At 51.9% G+C, this 21371-nt stretch carries 15 protein-coding genes and 4 tRNA genes; 7 read left to right on the forward strand and 12 right to left on the reverse strand.

The window, feature by feature from the left end; translation table 11 throughout:
• Positions 1 to 119: 119 nt before the first annotated feature.
• The 4 genes from gltB to MTX78_RS09470 form a co-directional block, all read right to left on the reverse strand.
• Positions 120 to 4643 (reverse strand): glutamate synthase large subunit, encoded by a 4524-nt coding sequence (gltB, locus tag MTX78_RS09455; protein ID WP_243802030.1) that lies wholly within the window; start codon positions 4641 to 4643, stop codon positions 120 to 122.
• Positions 4644 to 4909: 266 nt separating this feature from the next.
• The gene (locus MTX78_RS09460; protein WP_317258941.1) at positions 4910 to 6094 is read right to left on the reverse strand and encodes an acetyl-CoA C-acyltransferase; all 1185 of its coding nucleotides are present in this window, start codon (positions 6092 to 6094) and stop codon (positions 4910 to 4912) included.
• A 217-nt stretch (positions 6095 to 6311) separates the two neighbouring features.
• Positions 6312 to 7307, reverse strand: coding sequence for a tetratricopeptide repeat protein (locus tag MTX78_RS09465; protein ID WP_243802032.1), 996 nt, complete (start codon positions 7305 to 7307; stop codon positions 6312 to 6314).
• A complete protein-coding gene (locus MTX78_RS09470; protein ID WP_243802034.1) occupies positions 7304 to 8275 on the reverse strand; it encodes a vWA domain-containing protein in 972 nt (323 codons plus the stop codon). The genes MTX78_RS09465 and MTX78_RS09470 overlap by 4 nt, the downstream gene beginning before the upstream one ends.
• Before the next feature lie 200 nt (positions 8276 to 8475).
• Here MTX78_RS09470 and MTX78_RS09475 point away from each other — a divergent pair.
• From MTX78_RS09475 to MTX78_RS09490, 4 genes are all read left to right on the forward strand, one after another.
• A tRNA-Ser gene (locus MTX78_RS09475) sits at positions 8476 to 8563 on the forward strand.
• An 80-nt stretch (positions 8564 to 8643) separates the two neighbouring features.
• Positions 8644 to 8717 (forward strand) — tRNA-Pro (locus tag MTX78_RS09480).
• A 40-nt stretch (positions 8718 to 8757) separates the two neighbouring features.
• Positions 8758 to 8831, forward strand: a tRNA-Arg gene (locus MTX78_RS09485).
• 111 nt (positions 8832 to 8942) lie between these two features.
• A complete protein-coding gene (locus MTX78_RS09490; RefSeq protein ID WP_243802035.1) occupies positions 8943 to 9620 on the forward strand; it encodes a hypothetical protein in 678 nt (225 codons plus the stop codon).
• 146 nt (positions 9621 to 9766) lie between these two features.
• On the opposite strand, the gene MTX78_RS09495 is transcribed toward MTX78_RS09490, so the two are convergent.
• The 7 genes from MTX78_RS09495 to MTX78_RS09525 all read right to left on the reverse strand — a co-directional run bounded on the left by MTX78_RS09495 (position 9767) and on the right by MTX78_RS09525 (position 18504).
• Positions 9767 to 10642, reverse strand: a complete 876-nt coding sequence (locus MTX78_RS09495; protein ID WP_243802037.1) for an endonuclease/exonuclease/phosphatase family protein — start codon at positions 10640 to 10642, stop codon at positions 9767 to 9769.
• Positions 10632 to 12431, reverse strand: coding sequence for a hypothetical protein (locus MTX78_RS09500; RefSeq protein WP_243802039.1), 1800 nt, complete (start codon positions 12429 to 12431; stop codon positions 10632 to 10634). Before MTX78_RS09500 ends, MTX78_RS09495 begins: the two co-directional genes overlap by 11 nt.
• 1633 nt (positions 12432 to 14064) lie before the next feature.
• Positions 14065 to 14448 carry an HNH endonuclease signature motif containing protein gene (locus MTX78_RS09505; protein WP_243802041.1) on the reverse strand — a complete coding sequence of 128 codons (384 nt, stop codon included), beginning with the start codon at positions 14446 to 14448 and terminating at the stop codon, positions 14065 to 14067.
• A gap of 290 nt (positions 14449 to 14738) precedes the next feature.
• Positions 14739 to 15677: a hypothetical protein gene (locus MTX78_RS09510; RefSeq protein WP_243802043.1), complete on the reverse strand. Its 939-nt coding sequence runs from the start codon at positions 15675 to 15677 to the stop codon at positions 14739 to 14741.
• A 10-nt stretch (positions 15678 to 15687) separates the two neighbouring features.
• Positions 15688 to 15969 carry a helix-turn-helix domain-containing protein gene (locus MTX78_RS09515; RefSeq protein WP_243802045.1) on the reverse strand — a complete coding sequence of 94 codons (282 nt, stop codon included), beginning with the start codon at positions 15967 to 15969 and terminating at the stop codon, positions 15688 to 15690.
• Between the two features lie 111 nt (positions 15970 to 16080).
• Positions 16081 to 17160, reverse strand: a complete 1080-nt coding sequence (locus tag MTX78_RS09520) for a hypothetical protein (RefSeq protein WP_243802047.1) — start codon at positions 17158 to 17160, stop codon at positions 16081 to 16083.
• Between the two features lie 21 nt (positions 17161 to 17181).
• A complete protein-coding gene (locus MTX78_RS09525) occupies positions 17182 to 18504 on the reverse strand; it encodes a site-specific integrase (protein WP_243802049.1) in 1323 nt (440 codons plus the stop codon).
• A gap of 129 nt (positions 18505 to 18633) precedes the next feature.
• Between MTX78_RS09525 and MTX78_RS09530 the strand changes: the two genes are divergently transcribed.
• Together MTX78_RS09530 and MTX78_RS09535 are read left to right on the forward strand one after the other, a co-directional pair.
• Positions 18634 to 18703: transfer RNA gene (locus MTX78_RS09530), tRNA-Arg, on the forward strand.
• Between the two features lie 919 nt (positions 18704 to 19622).
• The gene (locus tag MTX78_RS09535) at positions 19623 to 20480 is read left to right on the forward strand and encodes a DNA/RNA non-specific endonuclease (RefSeq protein ID WP_243802051.1); all 858 of its coding nucleotides are present in this window, start codon (positions 19623 to 19625) and stop codon (positions 20478 to 20480) included.
• A gap of 91 nt (positions 20481 to 20571) precedes the next feature.
• Here MTX78_RS09535 and MTX78_RS09540 read toward each other — a convergent pair whose 3' ends face one another.
• Positions 20572 to 20811, reverse strand: coding sequence for a DUF551 domain-containing protein (locus MTX78_RS09540; RefSeq protein ID WP_243802053.1), 240 nt, complete (start codon positions 20809 to 20811; stop codon positions 20572 to 20574).
• Positions 20812 to 21090: 279 nt separating this feature from the next.
• Between MTX78_RS09540 and MTX78_RS09545 the strand changes: the two genes are divergently transcribed.
• Positions 21091 to 21321: a beta propeller repeat protein gene (locus MTX78_RS09545; protein ID WP_243802055.1), complete on the forward strand. Its 231-nt coding sequence runs from the start codon at positions 21091 to 21093 to the stop codon at positions 21319 to 21321.
• Positions 21322 to 21371: the final 50 nt, after the last annotated feature.

Raw genomic sequence — 21371 nt, forward strand, 5'->3', positions numbered from 1 at the left:
GTAGAAGTGCTTCTTAAGTTGTTGGTTTACTTATTGGCGGCGGTATTTAAGCAGTGCGGGGTTCTGAATCCTTGGAAAGACTTCGTGCCCCACACTGCCTGCTAGTTGAAACGGTGCGTTTATACGGCCACCTTCTGCGCGGCTTGCAGCACCCGCTTGTATTCGATGGGGAATACCTTCACGAACTTGCTTGCTTCCGTGGCCCAATTATCAAGCAGGAAGGTGGCCCGGCGGCTCTGCGTGAGCTGCACATGGCGCTGCAGTAGCGCCCGAATGGCTTTTTCATCTTCTTCTTCCAGCGTTTCCAGCTCCACCATTTCCTGGTTGCAGTTCACTGGGAACGTGCCGTGCGGGTCATATACCCAGGCAATGCCGCCGCTCATGCCCGCCGCAAAGTTGCGCCCGGTTTCGCCCAGAATCAGGGCCCGACCGCCGGTCATGTATTCGCAGCCATGGTCGCCGATGCCTTCCACCACGGCCGTAGCACCAGAGTTGCGCACCGCAAACCGCTCCCCGGCCTGTCCGCGCACGAACAGCTCCCCGGAAGTAGCTCCGTACAGCGCCACGTTGCCGATGATGATGTTTTGGTCGGGCTCGAACCGGCTATCGGCCGCCGGGAAAATAGCCAGACGTGCGCCCGAAAGGCCTTTGCCCACGTAGTCGTTGGCTTCGCCTTCCAAGCTAAAGCTCAGGCCATTGGCGCAGAAGGCGCCAAAGCTCTGGCCCGCTGAACCGCGGAAGCTGAAGTTGAGCGTATTGTCGGGAAGGCCGGGCGCCCCGTAGCGTTTGCACACCTCGTTGGAGAGGAGCGCACCAATCGTGCGGTCGGTGTTCTGCACCTCGAAGCTGCCGAACACGGGCGTGGCTTCGTCGAGGGCCGGCTGGGCGGCAGCAAGCAACTGCCAATCCAACACGTTGGTGAGGCCGTGGTCCTGGTCTTCGCTGCGGTAAGCCGTCGTACCAGCCGCAACAGGCGCGGGATGCAACATGCCACTCAGGTCAACGTGGCTGGCTTTCCAGTGCAGTAAGTCTTCGCGTACCTTCAAGAACTGCGATTTGCCAATCATTTCGTGCACCGTCCGGAAACCAAGCTGCGCCATGATTTCGCGCAGATCTTCGGCCAGGAACTGGAACAAGGCCACAATGTGCTCGGGCTGGCCGCTGAACAGCTTACGCAACTCGGCGTCCTGCGTCGCAACGCCCACCGGGCAGGTGTTGAGGTGGCATTTGCGCATCATGATGCAGCCGCCTGCTACGAGGGCAGCCGTGGCTACGCCCCATTCTTCGGCGCCGAGTAAGGCGGCTACTGCCAGGTCTTTGCCGGTTTTCAGTTGGCCATCAGTTTGGAGCACTACGCGGCTACGCAGGCCGTTGCGCACCAACGTTTGGTGGGCTTCTGCCAGGCCGAGTTCCCACGGCAAGCCAGCGTGCTTGATAGAGCTGAGCGGCGAAGCGCCCGTGCCCCCATCATAACCCGCTATTAGAATCACGTCGGCGTGTGCTTTTGCTACGCCGGCTGCAATGGTTCCTACTCCCGCCTTGCTCACCAGCTTCACGTTGATGCGGGCGGCACGGTTGGCGTTTTTGAGGTCGAAGATTAGCTGCGCCAGGTCCTCGATAGAGTAGATATCGTGGTGGGGTGGGGGCGAAATAAGACCCACACCCGGGGTGGCGTGGCGTACGCGCGCAATCCACTCGTCCACTTTGTGGCCAGGCAGCTGGCCGCCTTCACCGGGCTTGGCACCCTGCGCCATCTTGATTTGCAGCTCGTCGGCGTTGGTGAGGTAGTTGGCCGTTACGCCGAAGCGGGCGGAAGCTACCTGCTTGATGGCCGAGCGCATCGAGTCGCCGTTGGCCATTTTCTCGTAGCGCAACGGGTCTTCGCCGCCTTCACCGGTATTGCTTTTGCCGCCGATGCGGTTCATAGCAATGGCTAGGGTGCTGTGCGCCTCGTGTGAAATCGAACCAAACGACATGGCTCCTGTGGCAAAGCGCTTCATGATGCTCGTGGCCGGTTCCACCTCTTCCAGCGGCACCGACTCGCGGTGGCGAGCAAAGCCCAGCAAGCCACGTAGCGTGAACAGCTTATCTCCCTGCTCGTTGACAATGCTGGCGTATTGCTGATAGGTGGTGTAGTTGTTGGTTCGAGTAGCTTGCTGGAGCAAGTGCACCGTCTGCGGATTGAATAGGTGCGCTTCGCCCCGGCGCTTCCACTGGTAGAGGCCTCCCTCGGGTAGCAACGGCACGTCCGCTTTTTCGTCGCCAAACCCTTTGAAGTGCTTGTAGAGGGTTTCGCGAGCAAGCTCATCCAGCCCCAAGCCACCAATGCGCGTAACGGCCCCCGTAAAGTAGCGGTTCACTACGCTCTGGTTGATACCCAGAATCTCGAACACTTGCGCCCCGTGGTACGACTGCAGGGTGGAAATACCCATCTTCGAGAAGATCTTCAACAGGCCGTCGCAGACTGCTTTGAGGTAGTTCTTAGTCAGCGTGGCGTAGTCCAGCGCCGTTTCCATCTTGCCTCCCTCCAGCATGGTGCGCAGGCTGGCCAAGGCCAGATAGGGGTTGATGGCCGTGGCGCCAAACGCCAGCAGTGTAGCGAAGTGATGCACTTCCCATACGTCGCCGGATTCTGCTACCAGCCCAACGGAACCCCGTAGGCCCTTTTTCACGAGGTGATGGTGCACTGCCGAAACGGCTAGCAACGACGGAATAGGAGCGTGCTCGGAGTCGATAGCGCGGTCCGATAGAATCAACACCTCGAACTTGTCGTGCACGGCATCTTCCGCGTAGCGACAAAGACGCTCCAAGCCGTTCTGCAAAGAGCCCGGTTGCCCATCGGCCTTGAAATAAGTTTGTAGCGTTTTGGCGTGGAACAGCCCCGTATCGATGCTGCGCAGCTTCTCCAACTCGTGGTTGGTGAGTACGGGCTGGCGCAATGCCACGCAGTGGCAGTGCATCTTGTTTTCGTCGAAGGTGTTGCCGTTGTTGCCAATGAACGTCGCCAAACTCATCACCAGCCGCTCCCGAATCGGGTCGATGGGTGGGTTGGTGACTTGCGCGAAGAACTGCTTGAAATAGCTGGCTATGTGCTGTGGCTGGTCGGAAAGCACCGCCAGCGGCACATCGGTGCCCATCGAGCCAATGGGCTCTTTGCCATCCAGCGCCATGGGCTTCAAGATGGTTTCCAGGTCTTCGCGGGTATATCCAAATACCTTTTGGTACTTAAACACTGAATCGGCGGCGAGGTCGGTAAATACCTGCCGGGGCTCCGGTAGCTCTTCCAAGCGGATCTTGTAGTTCTCCAGCCATTGTCCGTAGGGCTGTCGGCCCGCCAAATCGGCCTTAATTTCTTCGTCGGTGATAATCTGGCCCGCTACCGTGTCCACGAGGAACATTTTGCCGGGTTGCAACCGGCCTTTTTGCAGCACCGTCTTTTCCGGAATAGCCAGCACCCCAGCTTCCGAGGCCATAATCACGCGGCCATCGTCGGTGATGACGTAGCGCAGGGGCCGCAGACCGTTGCGGTCCAGCATGGCCCCAATGATGCGGCCATCGGTGAAGGTAAGGGCGGCCGGGCCATCCCAGGGCGCCATAAACGTGGCGTGGAATTCATAGAACGCCTTTTTGAGCGGATCCATCTGCTCGTTGCCGTCCCAGGCTTCGGGTACCAGCATCATCATCACGTGCGGCAAAGAGCGGCCCGAATGGGTAAGCACCTCGATGATGTTGTCGAGGCAAGCGGAGTCCGATTGCCCATCGTCAATTACGGGCAGCAGCATTTCCATTTCTTCGGCTGTGAAGAAAGGGGAGGCATACGACCGAAGGCCCGAGTAAAACCAGTTCAGGTTGCCGGTAAGCGTGTTGATTTCGCCGTTGTGGGCCAGCATCCGGAACGGCTGCGCCAGCTTCCATGAGGGAAACGTGTTGGTGGAAAAGCGCGAATGCACCATGCCAAACGCCGATTTTACCCGCTCATCCGACAAGTCGGGGAAGTAGCCGCGTACCTGCAATGAGGTGAGCTGGCCTTTGTACACGATAACGCGGCTAGACAACGAAGCGAAGTAAAAGTCGCTGGCGTCGTCCTTGAGGGTTTCTTTGGCCGTCTTGGCAATCAGCCGCCGCAACACAAACAGCTTCCGTTCGAAATCTTCGCCCACAGTCATACCTGCTGGCTTAGCCACGAACACCTGCTCCATATCTGGTTCAGCTGCCAATGCCGTGCCGCCAATGCCCGCTGGGTTGACGGGCACTCGGCGGTAGCCCAGTATTCGCAGGCCGAGTCGTTCGGCGGCCTTGTTGATGAGGCCATGACAGGCTGCCTTGGCTGCAATACGCTTGGGCAGGAAAACCATGCCCACGCCGTAGTAACCGGGCTCAGGCAAATGGATATCCAGCGCCAGACATTCCTCCATGAAAAACTCGTGCGGAATCTGGAGCAAGATGCCGGCCCCGTCGCCGGAATCGGCATCGCAGCCACAGGCACCACGGTGTTCCATGTTTTCCAGGATGGTCAAGGCATCCGGAATGGTTTGGTGCGAGCGACGGCCATGAATGCTGGTGACAAAACCCGTTCCGCAGGAGTCGTGCTCGAACTCGGGACGGTAGAGGCCGAGAGATTGGCCGGGAGCAGAAGTTTCCATAATGGTGAAGAGGTTGTAGGCGGACGGTACTTGAAGCTGCGGCTGGTGCGAGACAAAAAATCACAGTCAACTAGCAGAGTTCGTGGCAAGCACTACCCGAACGGAATCTCCAATATCAAAAAGAAAGCTCCGACCCAAAAAAGGGCCGGAGCTTTTCATGTTATTTCTAAAACGCTTAGTAGAGCCTAAAAAATGGCGTTGGAGCTTCCAAACGCAATATTCTGTTTAGCAAAACTGGGCGTATCTTATTATTTCTAAATGCAGTCCTACAATTTTTCAACTACAATACTGCTGGCACCACCGCCTCCATTGCAAATACCAGCTACGCCAATGGTGCCGCCTTCATTGTGCAACACATTCACCAGCGTGGTCACAATACGCGCCCCGGAAGCCCCCAGGGGGTGCCCCAACGATACGGCCCCGCCGTATACGTTCACTTTGGTGCCTTCCAAACTCAGTAGCTTGTTGTTTGCCAACGACACCACCGAGAAAGCCTCGTTGATTTCGTAGAAATCCACGTCTTTGGCCTCCAAACCGGCATGTTTCAAGGCTTTCGGAATGGCTAGGGCGGGCGAAGTGGTAAACCACTCCGGAGCCTGCTCTGCATCTGCAAACCCCCGAATGCGAGCTAGTGGTTTGATGCCTAGTGCATCGGCCTTTTCCCGGCTCATAAGCAGTACGGCCGCTGCCCCGTCATTGAGGGTAGAGGCATTGGCAGCCGTTACGGTACCACCCTCTTTCAGGAAAGCCGGCTTGAGACCAGGGAATTTGGCGAAATCAACTTTTAGGTATTCTTCGTCGTCCTCAATCACCGTGACTTTGCCGCGGCTTTCGATGCTTACCGGAACAATTTCGTCTTTTTTCTTGCCCTCTTTCGCAGCTTTGGCGCTACGGGTATAAGATTCAATGGCAAATTCGTCCTGCTGCTCGCGTGTGAAGCCCATTTCCTTAGCCGTGTTCTCAGCCGCGTTGCCCATGGCATAGTCGTGGTAGGGGTCCCAGAGGCCGTCGCGTACCAACCCGTCAATCATCTGTCCGTGGCCATATTTAGCGCCGAAACGAGCTTTGTCGAGGTAGTAGGGAACATTGCTCATGCTCTCCATGCCACCGGCCAAAATGACTTCAGACTGGCCGAGCATAATAGCTTGGGCCGCAAACATGATGGCTTTCGTGCCTGAAGCACACACTTTATTCACGGTGGTGCACTCTACCGTATCCGGCAAACCCGCTTTTTTGGCAGCTTGTCGCGCTGGAGCCTGACCCAGGTTAGCCGAAATAACGTTGCCCATAATTACTTGGTCTACTTCACTTGGGTCGACGCCTGCTTTTTCAAGTGCGCCCTTTAAGGCAATGGCCCCCAGTTCAGTAGCCGACAAGGATGCCAAACTACCGCCAAATGATCCGATAGGAGTGCGGACCGCAGCTACTATTACTACTTCTTTGATTTGCATAAAACGAGAGGTGGGAATGTATTGGAATGTGGCGCAAAGGTAAGAGGTAGGGCGAGGATGATGGGCACCGCTGCTTTTAGGTACTAACTGGCTTTTGTTGCTTGTTGTAGACTCCTACAAACGCCTACGCATTACGGAGCATTGGCAAAGTGCCCGCACTGCTTCGTACAGTCTATTGCTTGCGTATCGGTTGGTGCCTTGCAGCCTTTAACCTCAATTACCAAGTAGGTTTACCCGATACTGGCTTGCGGGTGCTCTTGCGCGGTAATTGTTGCAGATACTGTTGCTCGGCAGCCTCCAACGCCTGAAGCAACTGCCGCGCCTGTCCGCTGCTGATGTTCATTTGCTGTAAGCGCGCCCGTTGAGTTTGCAACTGTGCTTCATCCAACGGTGCAGCTTCGGTGCCGGGGCGGTTGCTGACCCCGGTACTAGCTTCCGGCCCAGTGTCGTCATTGCTCAAGCCAAGGGTTGAACCAGGCGAAGACCCTTGCGCAACATTGCGTTCAGAACCTTTACCTGGCTGGAAGCCACCATTGGCCGTATTGCCTGGCGTAGCGGATGGGCGGTTGGGGTCTTTCTGCCCGTTCTGATCAGGTCGTGATTGGGGAGCGTTGCGCGGCTCGTTTGGTTGGGTCGGATCGTTGAGTTCTCCTTGCTGATCCTGACCAGGGCGGGGTGGAGGCTGGTTGGCAGGGTCCTGCTGGTTGTTTCGTTCGTTGCTAGCAGCAGGAGGGGCACCTGCGGTAGCTGGGGGCGGGATGCCTGGGTCATCGCGCCGCCGCTGCAGGTAGTCGCTAATCAACTCGTAGTTATAGCGCGCTACTGTGTTGGCTGGATTAGCTACCAATGCTTCCTTCAGGAGCCGCAATGCTTGCGCATAGTCTCTTTTCTCAGCTGCTAATACGCCCAACTGTTGCCGAGCCACGCTACGCATACCCGGTTGGCGGCTAGTCAGCAACCGGCCGTACGCGGTGCGGGCCACTGCCGGCTGACCGGCGCGTACGCTAGCATGCCCCAGATTTAGGAGTACAGCTTCGTCGGTGGCATGCAGTTTTTCTACTGCCTCTTTATATAAGGCTGTTGCCACTAAATAGTCGCCACGCCGGTAAGCAGCTTGGGCCTTCCGCACGGCTTCATTACGGTCATGGATGCGGGTTAAGCTGCCCCAGCCGCTTAGCAACCCGAAAAACAATAGCAAAACGACGGTTTTCATGGTCTGATTACCCGTACGGTCAAGAGAATGTCCAGCGCCATCAGTCCCAACGCCAGTGCCAAAGGGTACCGGAACCGATTGTCGGCCACCGATACCGAACGGACCTGCTCCACTTGGCCTTCCAAACGATTGAGTGCATTCACCAACAGCGGAAATTCGTCTCGCCGTTCCGACAGCTCGAAATATTGTCCGCCTGTTTGATCTGCTAGGCGCTGTAACGGTGCTGGAGTTAAACGGGATACCACGTCTCGACCACGTGCGTCGCGCACGTGGCCGCCTTTGGCTAGTGGTAAGCGGCTGCCCTCTAAAGTACCTACTCCTAATGTATACAGGCGTACCCCAGAGCGTGTAAGAACTCGAATAGAAGGCTCTAGGTTTTCCCCAAAGTCTTCGCCGTCACTAACAAGCACTAACGCAGTAGCACGTGGTGTAGCAGTAGGTGGGAGCTTGCTGAGTCGGTCTGACACCAAATCTAGCGGAGGAGCAAAATCAGTGGCACCAGCAGGCAGCAAGTTTGTCTGGAGCGTGCTCAAGAAAAGTTGAAGCGCGCCTTGGTCATACGTCAGTGGGCACTGGACGTACGCATCGGCTGAAAACACGATTAGCCCGATCCGGTCAGCTTGGAAGCGAGTGATGAGCGTCGCTAGTTCCGCTCTTGCTTTTTGAAGCCGGGTCGGCGCTATATCTGGCGCGTCCATGGAGCGAGATAAGTCAACTAGTAGCCACACGTCTTTACCCGTAGTCCGAACTGGGCGCTGGGTCAGACCGTAAGCGGGGCCCAATAAAGCGGCGCCCAGCAAGCCGACATACAGCAACCGGAGCCCCAGTTTCCATCCCAAACGCCACCCGCGCTGACCCAATGGAGCCGCCAATCGGCGGGTCCGTAGGCCGAAACCGATGTAGAACACAAAAAAAATGCTCAGTGCCAACACCTCTGGCCACGCTATTGGATACGCCCAGTTCAGCACAGGAATAGGAAAGGCAACAAAATGAGAATCATGAAGAAACGACTTTAATAGCTCCGAGGCGAGGGCAAATATAAGCGCTTGCCGCTCGGTCGCATACGGTCCTACACGGGCTAGCAGACAAGAAATTTTTCACGGAAAGCAGTTGTATGTCTATTTGCCTTGTATATTTGCACACTCTTCAGCCGGAAGGGAGTAGAAATAGAGAGATGGGTGAGTGGCTTAAACCAGTAGTTTGCTAAACTGCCGTAGCTCTAAAGGTTACCGGGGGTTCGAATCCCCCTCTCTCTACTTTTCGACCGTTGACTTATGAGTGTTGAAGGTTATATGACCATCATCCAGCATTCAACACGCGTAAGTCAACTTTTTTTCGGGGTGTAGCGTAGCCCGGTATCGCGCCTGCTTTGGGAGCAGGAGGCCGCAAGTTCGAATCTTGCCACCCCGACATAAGTAACCCAGCCGCTGGGCCGGAGCCCATGGCTTCTGACCCCGTAGCTCAGCTGGATAGAGCAGCTGCCTTCTAAGCAGCCGGTCATGTGTTCGAATCACATCGGGGCCACTCTCAGAATCAACCACTTAGCATTACAGCTAAGTGGTTTTTTTGTGCTTGGTTTACACGACGGTTTACATTCAGTCCTCCAGTCTATTCATACCTAACTCGCTTGTGTCTATGTTTCTGAATAGCCAGAAGAACCAACTATTCAATATGATTAAAGAGGCTGGCTTAAGCCTTCATACTTTTAAGTTAGAAGCGAAAGAGCATCTCTTGGTTACTCACCTGCCAACTGGCTTCTATTTTAAGGTTTTATCTAAGTCAGTTGGTGTTGCTTCGGATACCAACAGAGAGGTATTTAATTTATTTATCTCTTACACTCCGCTAACTGTTAATGGTGTACTATTTCCAAATCAGGAAAAAGCATATGCACCCGTAGGTAAATGGGATACAGTGCCTGCTGTTTTTACCCATTGGGTAGCTCTAGTTAAAAAGGAATCGGAAGAACCTGATATGTGGGCAGACTTAGAACGTAATATGTTATTGTTTGATACTACTGCTGATAACGACGATGTAGCTTTTACAAACGCAGAATTACGTACTGTACAAGCAAAGCTCCGAGAGGCGGCACGGCAAATAGCTGGCACCGAATTACCATCGGAAGCAATCGACAAGCTAACATTAGTGTTAGAGCAACAAGCCACCCAAAGTGAGTCACTCACCAAGAAAGAGTGGAAGATGAATTTTGTAGCTGCTGTTACTAGCGCTGTGATTGGCTTAGCACTCAACCCAACCCAAGCACACGATGTATTCGCAATTATCAAGTCTGTGTTCTCTGGGTTGTTTTTGAATTAGTGCGCTGGCGCTGACACTAAATTTTACCCAAAAGTGGCCCGTTCTATCTCCGGACAGAACGGGCCACTCTTATTCTGCTCTATTTATGTATACTCACAAAATCCTAGCGAACAAGACGAAGAATGTGAGCAATAATGCTACTGTATTTAAATAGAGTAATCATTGATGCTACCATTTAAGTATGGAATTAACGCATTAGGTGAAATAGTTACTAAGACAGGGAAATGATCAGAAGCAAATTTTCTATCGGGGTTCCCATTACGATTATGCAACGCTCTGACAGAAGTTTTAGTGATGACTTGAACTTCAACTTTAGCTTTGTCCACTAGGAGTGGATCAAGAAGCATTTGATCAGGAATTTGCCAAGGTCCATGCAGTCTGCTTGCACGACGGTAGGTGCCTAATGAACCACAGGATCCCCCAAAAATGCTCCAACTGGCGTTGTAAAGTGGTCGGCCTACTGTACTACGTCGCTGACTACTAATGCTTGGATCACGGTTTGCAAATAGTCCAGACTGTCCTACAATAAATGCAGCGTAGGGGGGTAAGTTAAAATCGCCTGCTATAATCTCTAATCTTAATTTACTATTAGCTCGCGCCGAGTCGATTTTAGGTATTAATGTGCGAGCTGCCTCTTGACGGTCATCTGCATCTTCATTCAATACAGGTAGATGAAAGTTAAGAACTAGTATACCTGGTTCACCGTGCTGTATGTTATCTAGCGTAACAGCCTGTATTCTTGGCGTAACTTCCTTATTGCTAACAACTCTAAATCTACTTCTCAGAATAAGAGTGGCAAGACCGGTAGGTCCTCGCTGTACTTCATAGGCTGATAAATGAGCATAAGATAAAAGAGTGTTATCTGTTTCCTGAAGCGTTACGATAGTAGGATTGTGTTCTTGCAACATTGCATCCAATGCCTCAGCACATTCCTTGGGATTCGGATGTGGCTTTGGTGGCTTAGCATGGGGCGCAGCACTCATATTCCACTGTAGAACTTTGAGCTGCCTATTAAATTTCATAAGGTGTTACTAGTAATAGACGCTCTACTGCATGACGAGTGCGAGGTGCTAGAGCAACTCCACGAAGAAACTGTATCAAAGCTTTTTCGTCTTCAATTGTATCTATCTCCTCTTCCCAACTTAGGATATCTAGTTTAGCACTTTTGTATTCTTGTCTGATCGTAAATAAGACCGTATTGGTTTGGGGCTGTTGAACCGCTTCCAATATAAAATCGTATAGTTGAGCCTCATTTGAGCTAAAGACTGGTAATGGGAGTATTCGCGCGCGCACTTGCTCATTAGTACGAGAGGCTAAACTTCGTGCAAACTCCTCAACAAGAAGCACTAACGAGCCATCAGGTATTGATGGCCTTTCGAATGTTGGCCACAATTCGGCCGTGCTAAGAATTGGTAATAAGTTGTTAACCTGAGCAACAAAATAAGAAGGCTGCACATCTGAGTCAATAACTAGCCACTCTGTAGCAGGCTCTTCTCCATACCATTTCGGCTCATCTAATTCCCAACCAGCAAGCGGTCCTTTATAGCCAACTGAGGCGGCCATTAGCCCCGCGCATAACGTTCTCAATCGTCTGCACCTGTTATCGCTTTCTTTATAAGAAGTTTCAAATGATCTGCCTGACAAAAGAACGCTGCTTTCAGCAATCGCTTGAATTAGATCTGGGTTTAAAGGCAATGATGCCATTTTAAGCGCTAAAATCGTTAACTCAACTGGACCGGGTTCATTGGCTGAAAGTACTCGCGACAAAAGCAGGTCCTTGGTGTCTTCCGCAGCTACGGAAAGCAGCGCATTGTTCTCTTTTATCCAAATAGCCCACTCATCGTTGGACAAACTTGTTAGGTTTACTTCATCTTTTACGAACAAGCGGGCTGCCGCTAAGCAGGCTAGAACTGCTTTTGTTTCTCTGCTTATATAATGCACTTCCGCAGATGACTCAACAGATAAAGTAATAGTTTCAAACAGCGTCTGTTTGCGACTTAATTCCTCAAGATGTGCCAGTTGTTGTGTGATGGCTTGGAAGAAGACTGTAAACCACGGTTTATTAGAATCTCGGGGGACAGGAGAAAAGTTATGGTTGGGAAGGATGCGCTCAAAGCCGTAGTCTCCTCCAGCGTAAGCCACACTTTGCATTTCTTCATCTAAGCCTACTAAGAAATTGCAGTACAGCGGTTGTCCTAAGCAATAGCTTAGAATTTGTAACTCGTTGTTTAATAAAATATGATCGATATCACCCCCATTTGTATCGATAACCAAAGTGTTGTCTGTCTTCTTTTTATCGTTTTTCCTCAGTAAGAAATAAGTCCAACGCGAACCTTTCAAAACAAAATTGGTGAGTGAAAAGGAACTTCCACGATCTTCTATTTCAACTCGTAAATTCAAGTTTCCTATTCCCTGCGGAAAAGTCCCAGCTAATCTACCTACCCATAAGTGAGGCTTATGACGTGTAAGTTGCCATTCTCGTGCAGTTATAGAAATTCGTCTTCCTCCTCCCTCACTAGCGAAAATGATGCTTTGGTGGGTGCAATATCCCTGTCGTGCCTCAAATTTCTCACCTGTATCAGTTGTAGCAACTAAGCTTTGGCCCCACAAGTGCGCCATAGGGTCCGTTTTGTCTAAATGCGCTTGGCTGATATAGTCTTTAGGTAGAACGCAAGCAAGAGTAGCAGTTTCATTGCTAAAAGTTAAGCTAATTGCATAGGGCGAAAGATTTTCACTACCATAATGTAACTCAGAAAGTTGCCTAGGGTAAGTTGATGATGGTATCGCACGCCCTTCAATGGAGGCAATCAATCTAGATTCTATCGAACCTATTTCATTTATAGTGTTCATCAACTGATTTTCTATTAAGGTCTAGGGTAAATATACTTTAATAGCTTACTCACCCTCGTCGGAAGCAAGAGGCTGTGGCAGGCGCTGGATGTGGCCGTAAGGCAAGGGTGCGCGGGAACGGTTGAAGCCTTTGAGCCAATTGGGTTCGTCTATTACCATTTAGAGGCCAGGTAGCTTGGACATTAGCTGTTAAATCTACCTTTTTAACACTCAAGTAAGTAACACTGCTAAGCATAATCCGATACGTAGTGTTCCATATTTCGTAACCCTCCCAGCATAACAAATAGCATTTTCTTCCTACCACTGGTAAGATGGTGCATAGTTTTAGGTACTAGGTAGGGCATAGGGGTGGGTTCGGTTTTGAGGCGAGGGGGTTTGTGCAGCACGAATCCCTTTGGGCTACCCTTGCGATCAGCAGGGTGCGTAGGTCGGTGAAGACACCTAAACAGCATTTTCTCAGGGGCTAGCATACACTACTCGATCGGAGTAGAATTGCGCCAATTAGAACAGTGTACTGGCCTGTTTCTAGTGCTGCTATTTAGGAAAAGTGACGGAATACGGCCTAAACACCACCGAAACAATAGCGTACACTTCTGTTTTCGTAGGCAAAAAAGCTGCATAAAGTTGCTGCCTAGTATGTCCAGCGTGTTGAGCGGCTGTTATATGCCTTGGCATGAACGTGGTAGACGTTTCCGGTTGTTGCGCACAAGAGTGAAAGCGCGTGTTTCGTAGCGGCCAAGGGGCAAGTAGGTTTGGACTACGAAAATGGAAAAAGTGCTGGCCTCTTGTCACGCGTACACTCCTGATAAATTATGCTGTCAGGAGTGTATCGTTTGAAAGTCAACACTTTTATCTGTTGTTTATACGCTGACTTACAACTGCTTGCGTTGTAATTAATTCTCAATTCACCCGCTTTTTGAGACAGTGGTTCTACTTGCTTGCTCACGAACCACTATCCGCTTCTTATTTGTTTTTACTGGCCCCTTACTACCGTTGGTAAGCATTTCGGCGCAGGTACGCATTTCTCGGCGAATACGTTCTATAATAAGTAGGCCAGTAGCCGTTATGTATAGACTAGGGTGTGGGCGGCTAGCAGGGCCAGTAGGCTGACGGGCAACCCATCCAGCGGCTGTCAACCGCCGTACTCGGCCGTATGCTTGGTGTATACTCATTAATGCGCCACGCGCCAAACTACTAGCCAGTACACGCTGGCCGCTTCGATTTAATTGGTGGATGTACAGCAGCGTGCATAGGTCGTTGATGTTAGAATGCTCGCGAATGGCAACGCGCTCAATGGCTCGCGGAGCTAGGCTGGGATAGCGAAGTGAAATCACAGGTTTGGAAGGGTAAGGGGTGGCAGGGCTTTATGAAAGGCAAGGCCGCTGAGAAGATTGTCGAGGGCTTTAGCTGGGTTTGACTCTCCTTCTGTTTCAAACAATTGTCCCTTAGTGTTAACATAACGGCACCAAAACCAATCTTTTTCAGGCGTACAGTAAGCGGCAGTAGTAAGGGATACTTCGGAGCCAGCAGCCAAAACCAAAGAGGAAAATCTTGCAAAGTTCATGGTGGAAGAAACGCAGGAGTTAAGGGTGAATTAGGAAAGGCGCACTTGTCCAGCGTTGGCGCGTTGTAGCCGCATTTCCTTGGCGTGTCGGTAATTTTCGGCGTTTGTGACCCATTCTAGGTTGCTTACATGGTTGTTGAGCTTGTTAAAATCTTTGTGGTTCACTTGGTCTTTGCCCGGTATGCTCGGCAGAAAGCGTTCGGCAACTAGTCGGTGAACCAAGTAGTGCTTAGCCCTACCACCGGGCACGGAAAATGATACTTGCTTGTAGCCTCTTGTTTGCGTGCCCACTTTCATAATGAGCGGGTGGCCGATTGCCGAAAGCACCTGTCCGCAGCGGCTCACGTAATAGCGCGGCCACTCATCAATGCGGAAGAAAAGGATGCCCGCATAGTAAATCGTTGTAGTATTCATTGAAAAAAGAGCAAAGCGGTAGCTAAAGCAGCCCGATTTTGGGCGCCTGCGTGGGGTGAATGGTTCAGGGGTTGGGGGTTGGGGGTTGGGGTAGCTCCGACGCTACCGGGGCACGCTATACAGGGCCGGGCAATGCCTTGACGCTGCGCTGTGCTGCTCGCTCCGCTCGCCTACCAAAAAAGGAGGGGTTTATAGGCGCTTTGGGCCAGTGGTTCCACTCGTTATAGGGCTGTTCTGGTGGGTAAAAGAGAGGGAGGGTTTCCAAGTGATTACAAGCTTGGAAACAGGGGTCATATTTGGGCCTTTGCTTTGGGGCTTAGTTCCGGTACTTCCAGGCGGGCCAGCTCCTTGTTCAGCGCGTCGTCGTAGGGGTTGACCTCAGCGCGTTGAGCCAGTAGTTCCTTAGCGCGGGCGCGGTTACGCTTGTAGGTGCTGGGTGCTTGCTTCTTGCGCATGGCCTCCCAAAAGGCGGTATTGTCGGCCACTGCTAATAGCGCGGCCTCTGAGAAGGTCAGCCCATCGAAATCAGAGTCTTGCATGTGGTGGCGGTGTTGAATAAGGTTCCAATGCCTTTGAATGTCGGCCAGCACAACGGCCAGCACTTCCGGCTTGGGGAGGTCAGCCAGCGTTAGTTGTGCAAGGCCCGTTAGTTGCACCAGCGGCCGGGCGCGGCGGTACACGACCTCGTAGCGGGCTAGGTGCGGCGGGCCAGTGGCGGGCAGCGAGCGGCCCTGTAACTGGCTGTATTTGCCCTTGTCGTACACCTTCACCCAATAGTCGCTGTGATAGGCTCCGTATTCCAGCGGCCGGGTAGCGCCGTGGGGTGGTTTGGTTGCGGCAAACGGCGCTGTTTTGTGGCTGGCAAGACTTTCTAGAAACGGTCGGGGCGAAGTAGCTACCGGAATGTTCACCCCGGCCTCCAATCCTACAATGCGGAGCGAGTCAGGAGGCAAGCCAACGTAAGCGGCAAGGTCGGTGCAAGCTTGGTGCACTTGTGGGGCCGTGAAGGTGCCTAGATTGTGCCCTTGGGCAAAGGTTTGCAGAGAACCCCGTACTCGTAACTCCCGCGAGTCAGGCTTGTAATCAATCCGCATCCCTCGCCGCTGCACTCGCACCCAGCCTTTGGCATCGGTGGCCCCGTCGTTGTCAAGGAAGGCCGGTGAACGGGCTAGGTGCTGCTCCGCTTCCTCATCCGGCAAGGTGGAACGGGCGTTCAGGCTGTCGTACATAGCAACCCGGCTATACCAAGTCTTTCTGTGCGCGGCTCCCTGCTTTCAGGTAATCCAGCAATTCAGCGCGAGAGAACGTTAGCCGCCCGCCCCGCTTCATGTGTGGCAAAGCGCGCTGCGATACAAGGGCGTAGATACGAGGCTTACTCAAGCGTAGCACTTCTTGCGCTAGCTCAATACCGCCAACATCGGGGCCAGCATGAGTTGGGGCGCTCACTCGTTGCAGCAGCTCGTTCTGGCTGGCCTCAATCCGGCGCAACCAATCTTCTAGGGTGGCAAAGGGATTTTGCATTGTTCGCCACCTCTTTACAGCAGGCTCCGTTGCCTGCATTTGTTAGTAGCGGGTCAAAGTTTGGTGTCACTAGGTAGCAGAACCGGTTCTGAACCGGTTCTGAAATGATTGCTACTGCTTCCCTTTACGCTTTCCTTCAAGCTCCCTTATGTATTTGTCTGCTTCTGCTTGTTGTTCTATTGCTAGATATTGCTTGATGTATTTCAAATCTGCCACAACGGCATTAAGAACTTGCGTAGCACTTACGTTTTTAATTTTGCCCGCGTCGCTCCAATATCTTACGGCCTCCCCAGCCTTTGTTTTAAAATCGCGCCCTTTATCTCCATAGCGCAAAAACAGGGCTTCGGCTTCTGTTGGCGAGTTAATTGCTTCCCCTAAATCGCCCCGAAAGAAGTGTAATAGTACTACGCGCCGGCGCGTAACCAGCATCTGACTATCCTTTGTCGGGTCACTATTTACTTCTGTTGCTGGGCTGAGCTTGCTTGCTGTTTGAATGCTAGGAATCGGGCTTGCTTCTCGGCGCTGGTTTTTATCACCGAGCACCCCGCTCAATGAGTCTAGTTCATTCAACAATGTGTCGTGCTTGTCTGATACGAACTCCCAAGCCTCATCTACAGCCTGCTCGACTATTTCTCCTATATAGTTTCCTGCAATCCATTCTAAAGAGTTAAAGCCGTTTAGTACAGTTTCAACCAATTCGACACGGCCTTCGGGCGTTGGAACAGCAGCAATAGCAGCTTTTACTCTGCTCTTAAAGTCGAATACCATAGTATCTAACTCGCGGTTTACTACCTCTAATTCTGCTCTATTCTGTGGCTCGCCCCGCCATTCCTTAATTATTGGCATCGGGAAGGGTAACGTATATCCTTGCAATCCCGCTTGCTTAAGGCTTCTTGTTAATTCAACAAGGGAAAGCGATAGCTCAATGTCTCCCTCTGGGCATATGAGGCGTTTAGCCCCATGCAATAGATAGCTAAAAGAGTATAGTGGGCCGAGGCATTCGTCTTGAACATGCAATTCTAGCTTCACTAAAGCAGGCATAGCCGCACGTATTTTCTCGACTTCCGCCTGTACCTCCTCAAAAGTCATAGGTACTACTCCGCTTGCCTCCTGCCTTCTACCGGCAATAATCTCTGCGCGCAAAATGAAAGCACGGAATAGAGGGTGACACGTTGGATAGGTCGCTTCCATATATTAATAGTGGCAAGAAGATCAAAGCAGGCTTTCAAAAGCGGAATCTAACACGCTCGACGCAAAGGAGTCTAAATACACGGCTGTAACCGCTTCGGACTTATGGCCCATGCTTTCCGAGATAACGCCCGTTGCAACTCCTGAATGTTTAAGGCTGGTCGCGAAGCTATGGCGCGCCGTGTAAGTAGTGATGGCCGTTGATATGCCAGCCTCGGCGGCCAGCTCTTTCAAGTCAGCATTGACTTGCCGTAATAGCTTATGCAGGCGGTTGTTTACCTGCGTTGGAGTTTGGTGCCGCCGGTCGTTGATAATCGGGAAAACGTACCCATCGGGACCAGTATGGGTAGTAGGCCGATAGTATTCAACAATGGCAGCGGCCGGGGCTAGCAGCCGCACCGAGAACTTGCCGCCCGTCTTACGTCGCACATAGTTTACGCGAGGGTGCCCGTCAGCGTCGCGAGAAAGATTATGCCAGCGTAGGTTGGAGAGGTCAATAAAATTCACCCCGCCGACGTAGAACGAGAATAGAAATACATTCTTTGCCAGCCGTAGCCGCTCAGTGGTAGGCTGCAAGGTTTCCAGCTTCCGCACATCGTCGCGAGTCAGGGCGCGCTTGGTGGTGGAAAGGTCGAACTTACCAACGTTGAATTTGTGCCGCTCGGCCACGTTGCGGGCAAACGGGTAGTTTTCTGGCTTGGCTATGCCGTTGGCAATGGCTTTATTTAACACGGCCCGTAAGGTGCGGAACCGCTGAGAGAGAGTATTGCCTTCATTGCCGCTAGCACGTAAGGTGTTTTCCCACTCGGTGCAAAAGGATACCGTCACGCGGTCAAAAGGCACATCAGCAGTGCCATACTCGTCCAAGATGAACTTTGCCAACTGGCGGCGCATATCCCGATACACGCGGGCATTGCCTAGCTGGCGGGAGGCGGTCATAGTAGCTATGAGTTCGTCTATGTAGGCCAGCACTTGAACGCGCCGCGTGGCCTTGCGGCCCTCAATGGCTTTTTGCGCCACGTCGGCCACCGTATGCTGCTCATCGTTGGAAGCAATGGCCCCGGCTGCTGTGTCGTACTTCTTTTCCCAATCAGCCAACGAGTTTATCAGGGCTTCGCGTTGAATGTCGGGGTAGCTTTTGCGGATAGCCTGCCGATAGCCGGTTTTCTTCTCGTTCCAATATTGGGGTAGGAGGGAGAGGCCCGTTGACAAATATTTACGTTGGCGGTTCTTAGTAATGCAGAGCATAAACGGGTGCGAACCATCGGCCAGCGTCTTGCTAGTGTAATACACGGCCCGTACGGTTGCTTTGCCTTCCTTATGCTCGGTGGTTCTGGTTTGGCTCATGCTGTGTAAACCGCGTTGGTTTACACAACGGTTTACACAAACCTAATAGAAAACGTGATAGTAGCAATATACAGTAATGAATAAAATGCTTGTTTACGGTAGTTTAAGGGCTATTTTGGTAGAAGTCAACACCCTATAAATACAGTAGGGTTACTGCCTTCTAAGCAGCCGGTCATGTGTTCGAATCACATCGGGGCCACTCTCAGGATTAACCACTTAGCTTAACTGCTAAGTGGTTTTTTTATGCCCGGTTCAACGATGGTTGTGTGGTATCAACACTAATAAAGCTTGTCGCTCTATATAGTTTCAACTGCATAAGAGTGTTGACTGAAGGCTGACCATTTTTTGAGTTTCTCTTGTACTGGATGCCGCAGCATTTTTAGCTCAATAGTGTGGAACTCCCAGCCAGTATTCGAGAGGCGCCGAAGCCATAGCCGCTTAGTCCTTCTCTACTACTTTATAGCACATCGGGAGTGGTGCCAACAGCAACAAGGGTATGCAAAGGTGCACAAGTCACAATCTTGTGTGATTAGGGTACTGTGTACCCTATAACAAACGTGCAGTAACTGTTTTCTCATTTCTATAATTGAGTATCAAATATAGAATAGTAGAATAGTTATAGTCTCAAAACCACAAGCATCTTCCTTTCTATACATAGTTTTAGAAGGTTAGTTTGTTTTTGCGCAGAACCATGACTTATAGTACTGCCTCTTCTCACAGCCTATGCACACTACTTCTACTATTGTATTTACGGTTTCTGTACCCTCTGGTGTGGAAAGCACACTATACTTTGAAACGATTGACGGGTACTGGGTTTCTCGAGAGGAAGGAGAGAAAGCTTTGCAAAGTGGTCAAGCGATACTGATAAGCGGGTTGCTAATAGGGTTGTTCTATACCAACTGAAGTATATAAAGTTGAATTTGCTGCTAACGCTGGTTCCCAAAATGAATCAGCATTTAAAGTCAACTTGTAGTGAGGTGCAATTGTATGATCGGGCAAGGGGAGTATTCCTGTCTGAATGAAGCTCTAGGCTTGTCGTTTGGTTGGTTTAGGTATCTCGTTATTTAAGGCCACAGGCGAAAAGAACTTTCGCCTGTGGCCGGTACCTTTGCCCATCAATGAAGAACCTATTTCGCCCCTTTCTTACTTACATCGGGCTTGCGCTAGCAGCACTGGCAACTGGCTGCGGCTCCGATGGACCTGAGCCTTCGTTAGCAGCCGGTGAGGAGCACCTAGCTCTAGGCAACCCTAGCGGTGCAACAACTAACGTAGCACAGCCTACTAATTATTTGCTGCTTAAACCAGAATACGCCCTGAGCTACCATCGTACCCGAGGCATCCCCAACTGGGTGAGCTGGCACCTAGAAACAGCTGATATGGGTTCGGCTGCCCGGCAGGATGACTTTCGTCCTGATAATACCCTGCCCGCTAGCTGGTATCAGGTGATGGGAAGCAGCTACAGCAGTTCTGGCTTCGATAGGGGGCATCATTGCCCTTCAGCCGACCGGACAGCCACTACAGCAGCTAATTCCGCCACATTTCTGATGACCAATATGCTGCCCCAGGCTCCTAACCTTAACCAACGGACGTGGGCGGGCCTGGAAGAATACTGCCGTAAGCTGGCTCGCGCCGGTAGCGAGCTGTATATAGTGATGGGAAGTTATGGTGCGGGTGGCACAGGCTCCCAAGGCATGGCTACTACCTTAGACCAAGGGCGGGTTACGGTTCCGGCACGGGTGTGGAAGGTGGTGGTGGTGCTACCCACTGGGAAGGACGATGCTACCCGGGTGACAAATGCAACTCGTGTAATTGCAGTTGATGTACCCAACCAGAACACGGTGTCAGCGGCATGGGGTGGCTACCGCACGAGCGTGGATGCGATTGAAGCAGCCACCGGCTTGGATCTGCTTTCGGCCGTGAAGCCGGCTGTGCAGTCTACGCTGGAAGCTCAAACAGACAACGGCCCTACCCAGTAGATCGGCTGTCAATTAGAAAGTAAGCTGTAGCCCAAAAGGAAAGCTCGAAAGCAAGGACAGTATACTGCGTCTGGTTAGCACGCGCCTATTGCTATTCAGAACTATCTGGTGGGGTAGGCAAGGGCATCCAATGGGTAACTCCTTTTATGTAACGGTTGACCCCATTGGGGTCGGGAGCCACAAACATATGCTTGGATTTAGCTGTGGTAGGGGGCTTGAACGCAGCTACTGTCACTTGTTGCCAGGCTGCGGGGGCGTATACCAACACTTGTTGATACGGCTGAGGAAGCTGTTCGGCTCGTGCAATCCAAATGGAATCGGATACATTCATATTTCCAAAGGTGGATGCCACAAGGGCTATCAATATCCTGAAGTAACTAGGCCAGCAGTGTAAAGAGCTACAGTCGTAATAGCCCAAGACAACACAGGCAATGGAGGTGCACTGTACGCAAGTTTAGCTGGTGTGTTAGTTAGTTTTTAATTTGATAGCATGGGAAGTGCCGTTAGCAAGGACGCTCGTTTGCTCCCAGAAGCATGCTATACCACGCAGTACAGCGTAAGCAAAGCATTGCACTTAGGCCTGTAGGGAGTCAAGAAGAAAAGAAGCTATGTGAAGATTGGAAAAGCCCCATCTAAGCTAGATGGGGCTTTTCGTAATGCTGCCAACGGGTTGGCGAAAGACGAAGAAGGTAACCTGACCCGTACCACCGACGGCGGCCTCACCTGGACCCCGGTACTGCCAACGGGCCCGCTGCATGTAACCGGCCTCGACAACGTGCCTGGTACTAGCACCTACGTCTCGGTAGGAATAACCGGCGAGATAGGTACGTGCTGGAGCTAACCACACCAGACGGCCCTGTGCGGCAGAAACTAGTGGTGCGGTAGCAGGAA

It is taken from the genome of Hymenobacter tibetensis (assembly GCF_022827545.1).
Lineage (GTDB): Bacteria > Bacteroidota > Bacteroidia > Cytophagales > Hymenobacteraceae > Hymenobacter > Hymenobacter tibetensis.

What these genes read in the sequence shown, in the direction of transcription:
- gltB (WP_243802030.1), bottom strand. Translation starts at nt 4,643, where the DNA reads ATGGAAACTTCTGCTCCCGGCCAATCTCTCGGCCTCTACCGTCCCGAG.
- MTX78_RS09460 (WP_317258941.1), bottom strand. Translation starts at nt 6,094, where the DNA reads ATGCAAATCAAAGAAGTAGTAATAGTAGCTGCGGTCCGCACTCCTATC.
- MTX78_RS09465 (WP_243802032.1), bottom strand. Translation starts at nt 7,307, where the DNA reads ATGAAAACCGTCGTTTTGCTATTGTTTTTCGGGTTGCTAAGCGGCTGG.
- MTX78_RS09490 (WP_243802035.1), top strand. Translation starts at nt 8,943, where the DNA reads ATGTTTCTGAATAGCCAGAAGAACCAACTATTCAATATGATTAAAGAG.
- MTX78_RS09495 (WP_243802037.1), bottom strand. Translation starts at nt 10,642, where the DNA reads ATGAAATTTAATAGGCAGCTCAAAGTTCTACAGTGGAATATGAGTGCT.
- MTX78_RS09505 (WP_243802041.1), bottom strand. Translation starts at nt 14,448, where the DNA reads ATGAATACTACAACGATTTACTATGCGGGCATCCTTTTCTTCCGCATT.
- MTX78_RS09510 (WP_243802043.1), bottom strand. Translation starts at nt 15,677, where the DNA reads ATGTACGACAGCCTGAACGCCCGTTCCACCTTGCCGGATGAGGAAGCG.
- MTX78_RS09515 (WP_243802045.1), bottom strand. Translation starts at nt 15,969, where the DNA reads ATGCAAAATCCCTTTGCCACCCTAGAAGATTGGTTGCGCCGGATTGAG.
- MTX78_RS09520 (WP_243802047.1), bottom strand. Translation starts at nt 17,160, where the DNA reads ATGGAAGCGACCTATCCAACGTGTCACCCTCTATTCCGTGCTTTCATT.
- MTX78_RS09525 (WP_243802049.1), bottom strand. Translation starts at nt 18,504, where the DNA reads ATGAGCCAAACCAGAACCACCGAGCATAAGGAAGGCAAAGCAACCGTA.
- MTX78_RS09535 (WP_243802051.1), top strand. Translation starts at nt 19,623, where the DNA reads ATGAAGAACCTATTTCGCCCCTTTCTTACTTACATCGGGCTTGCGCTA.
- MTX78_RS09540 (WP_243802053.1), bottom strand. Translation starts at nt 20,811, where the DNA reads ATGAATGTATCCGATTCCATTTGGATTGCACGAGCCGAACAGCTTCCT.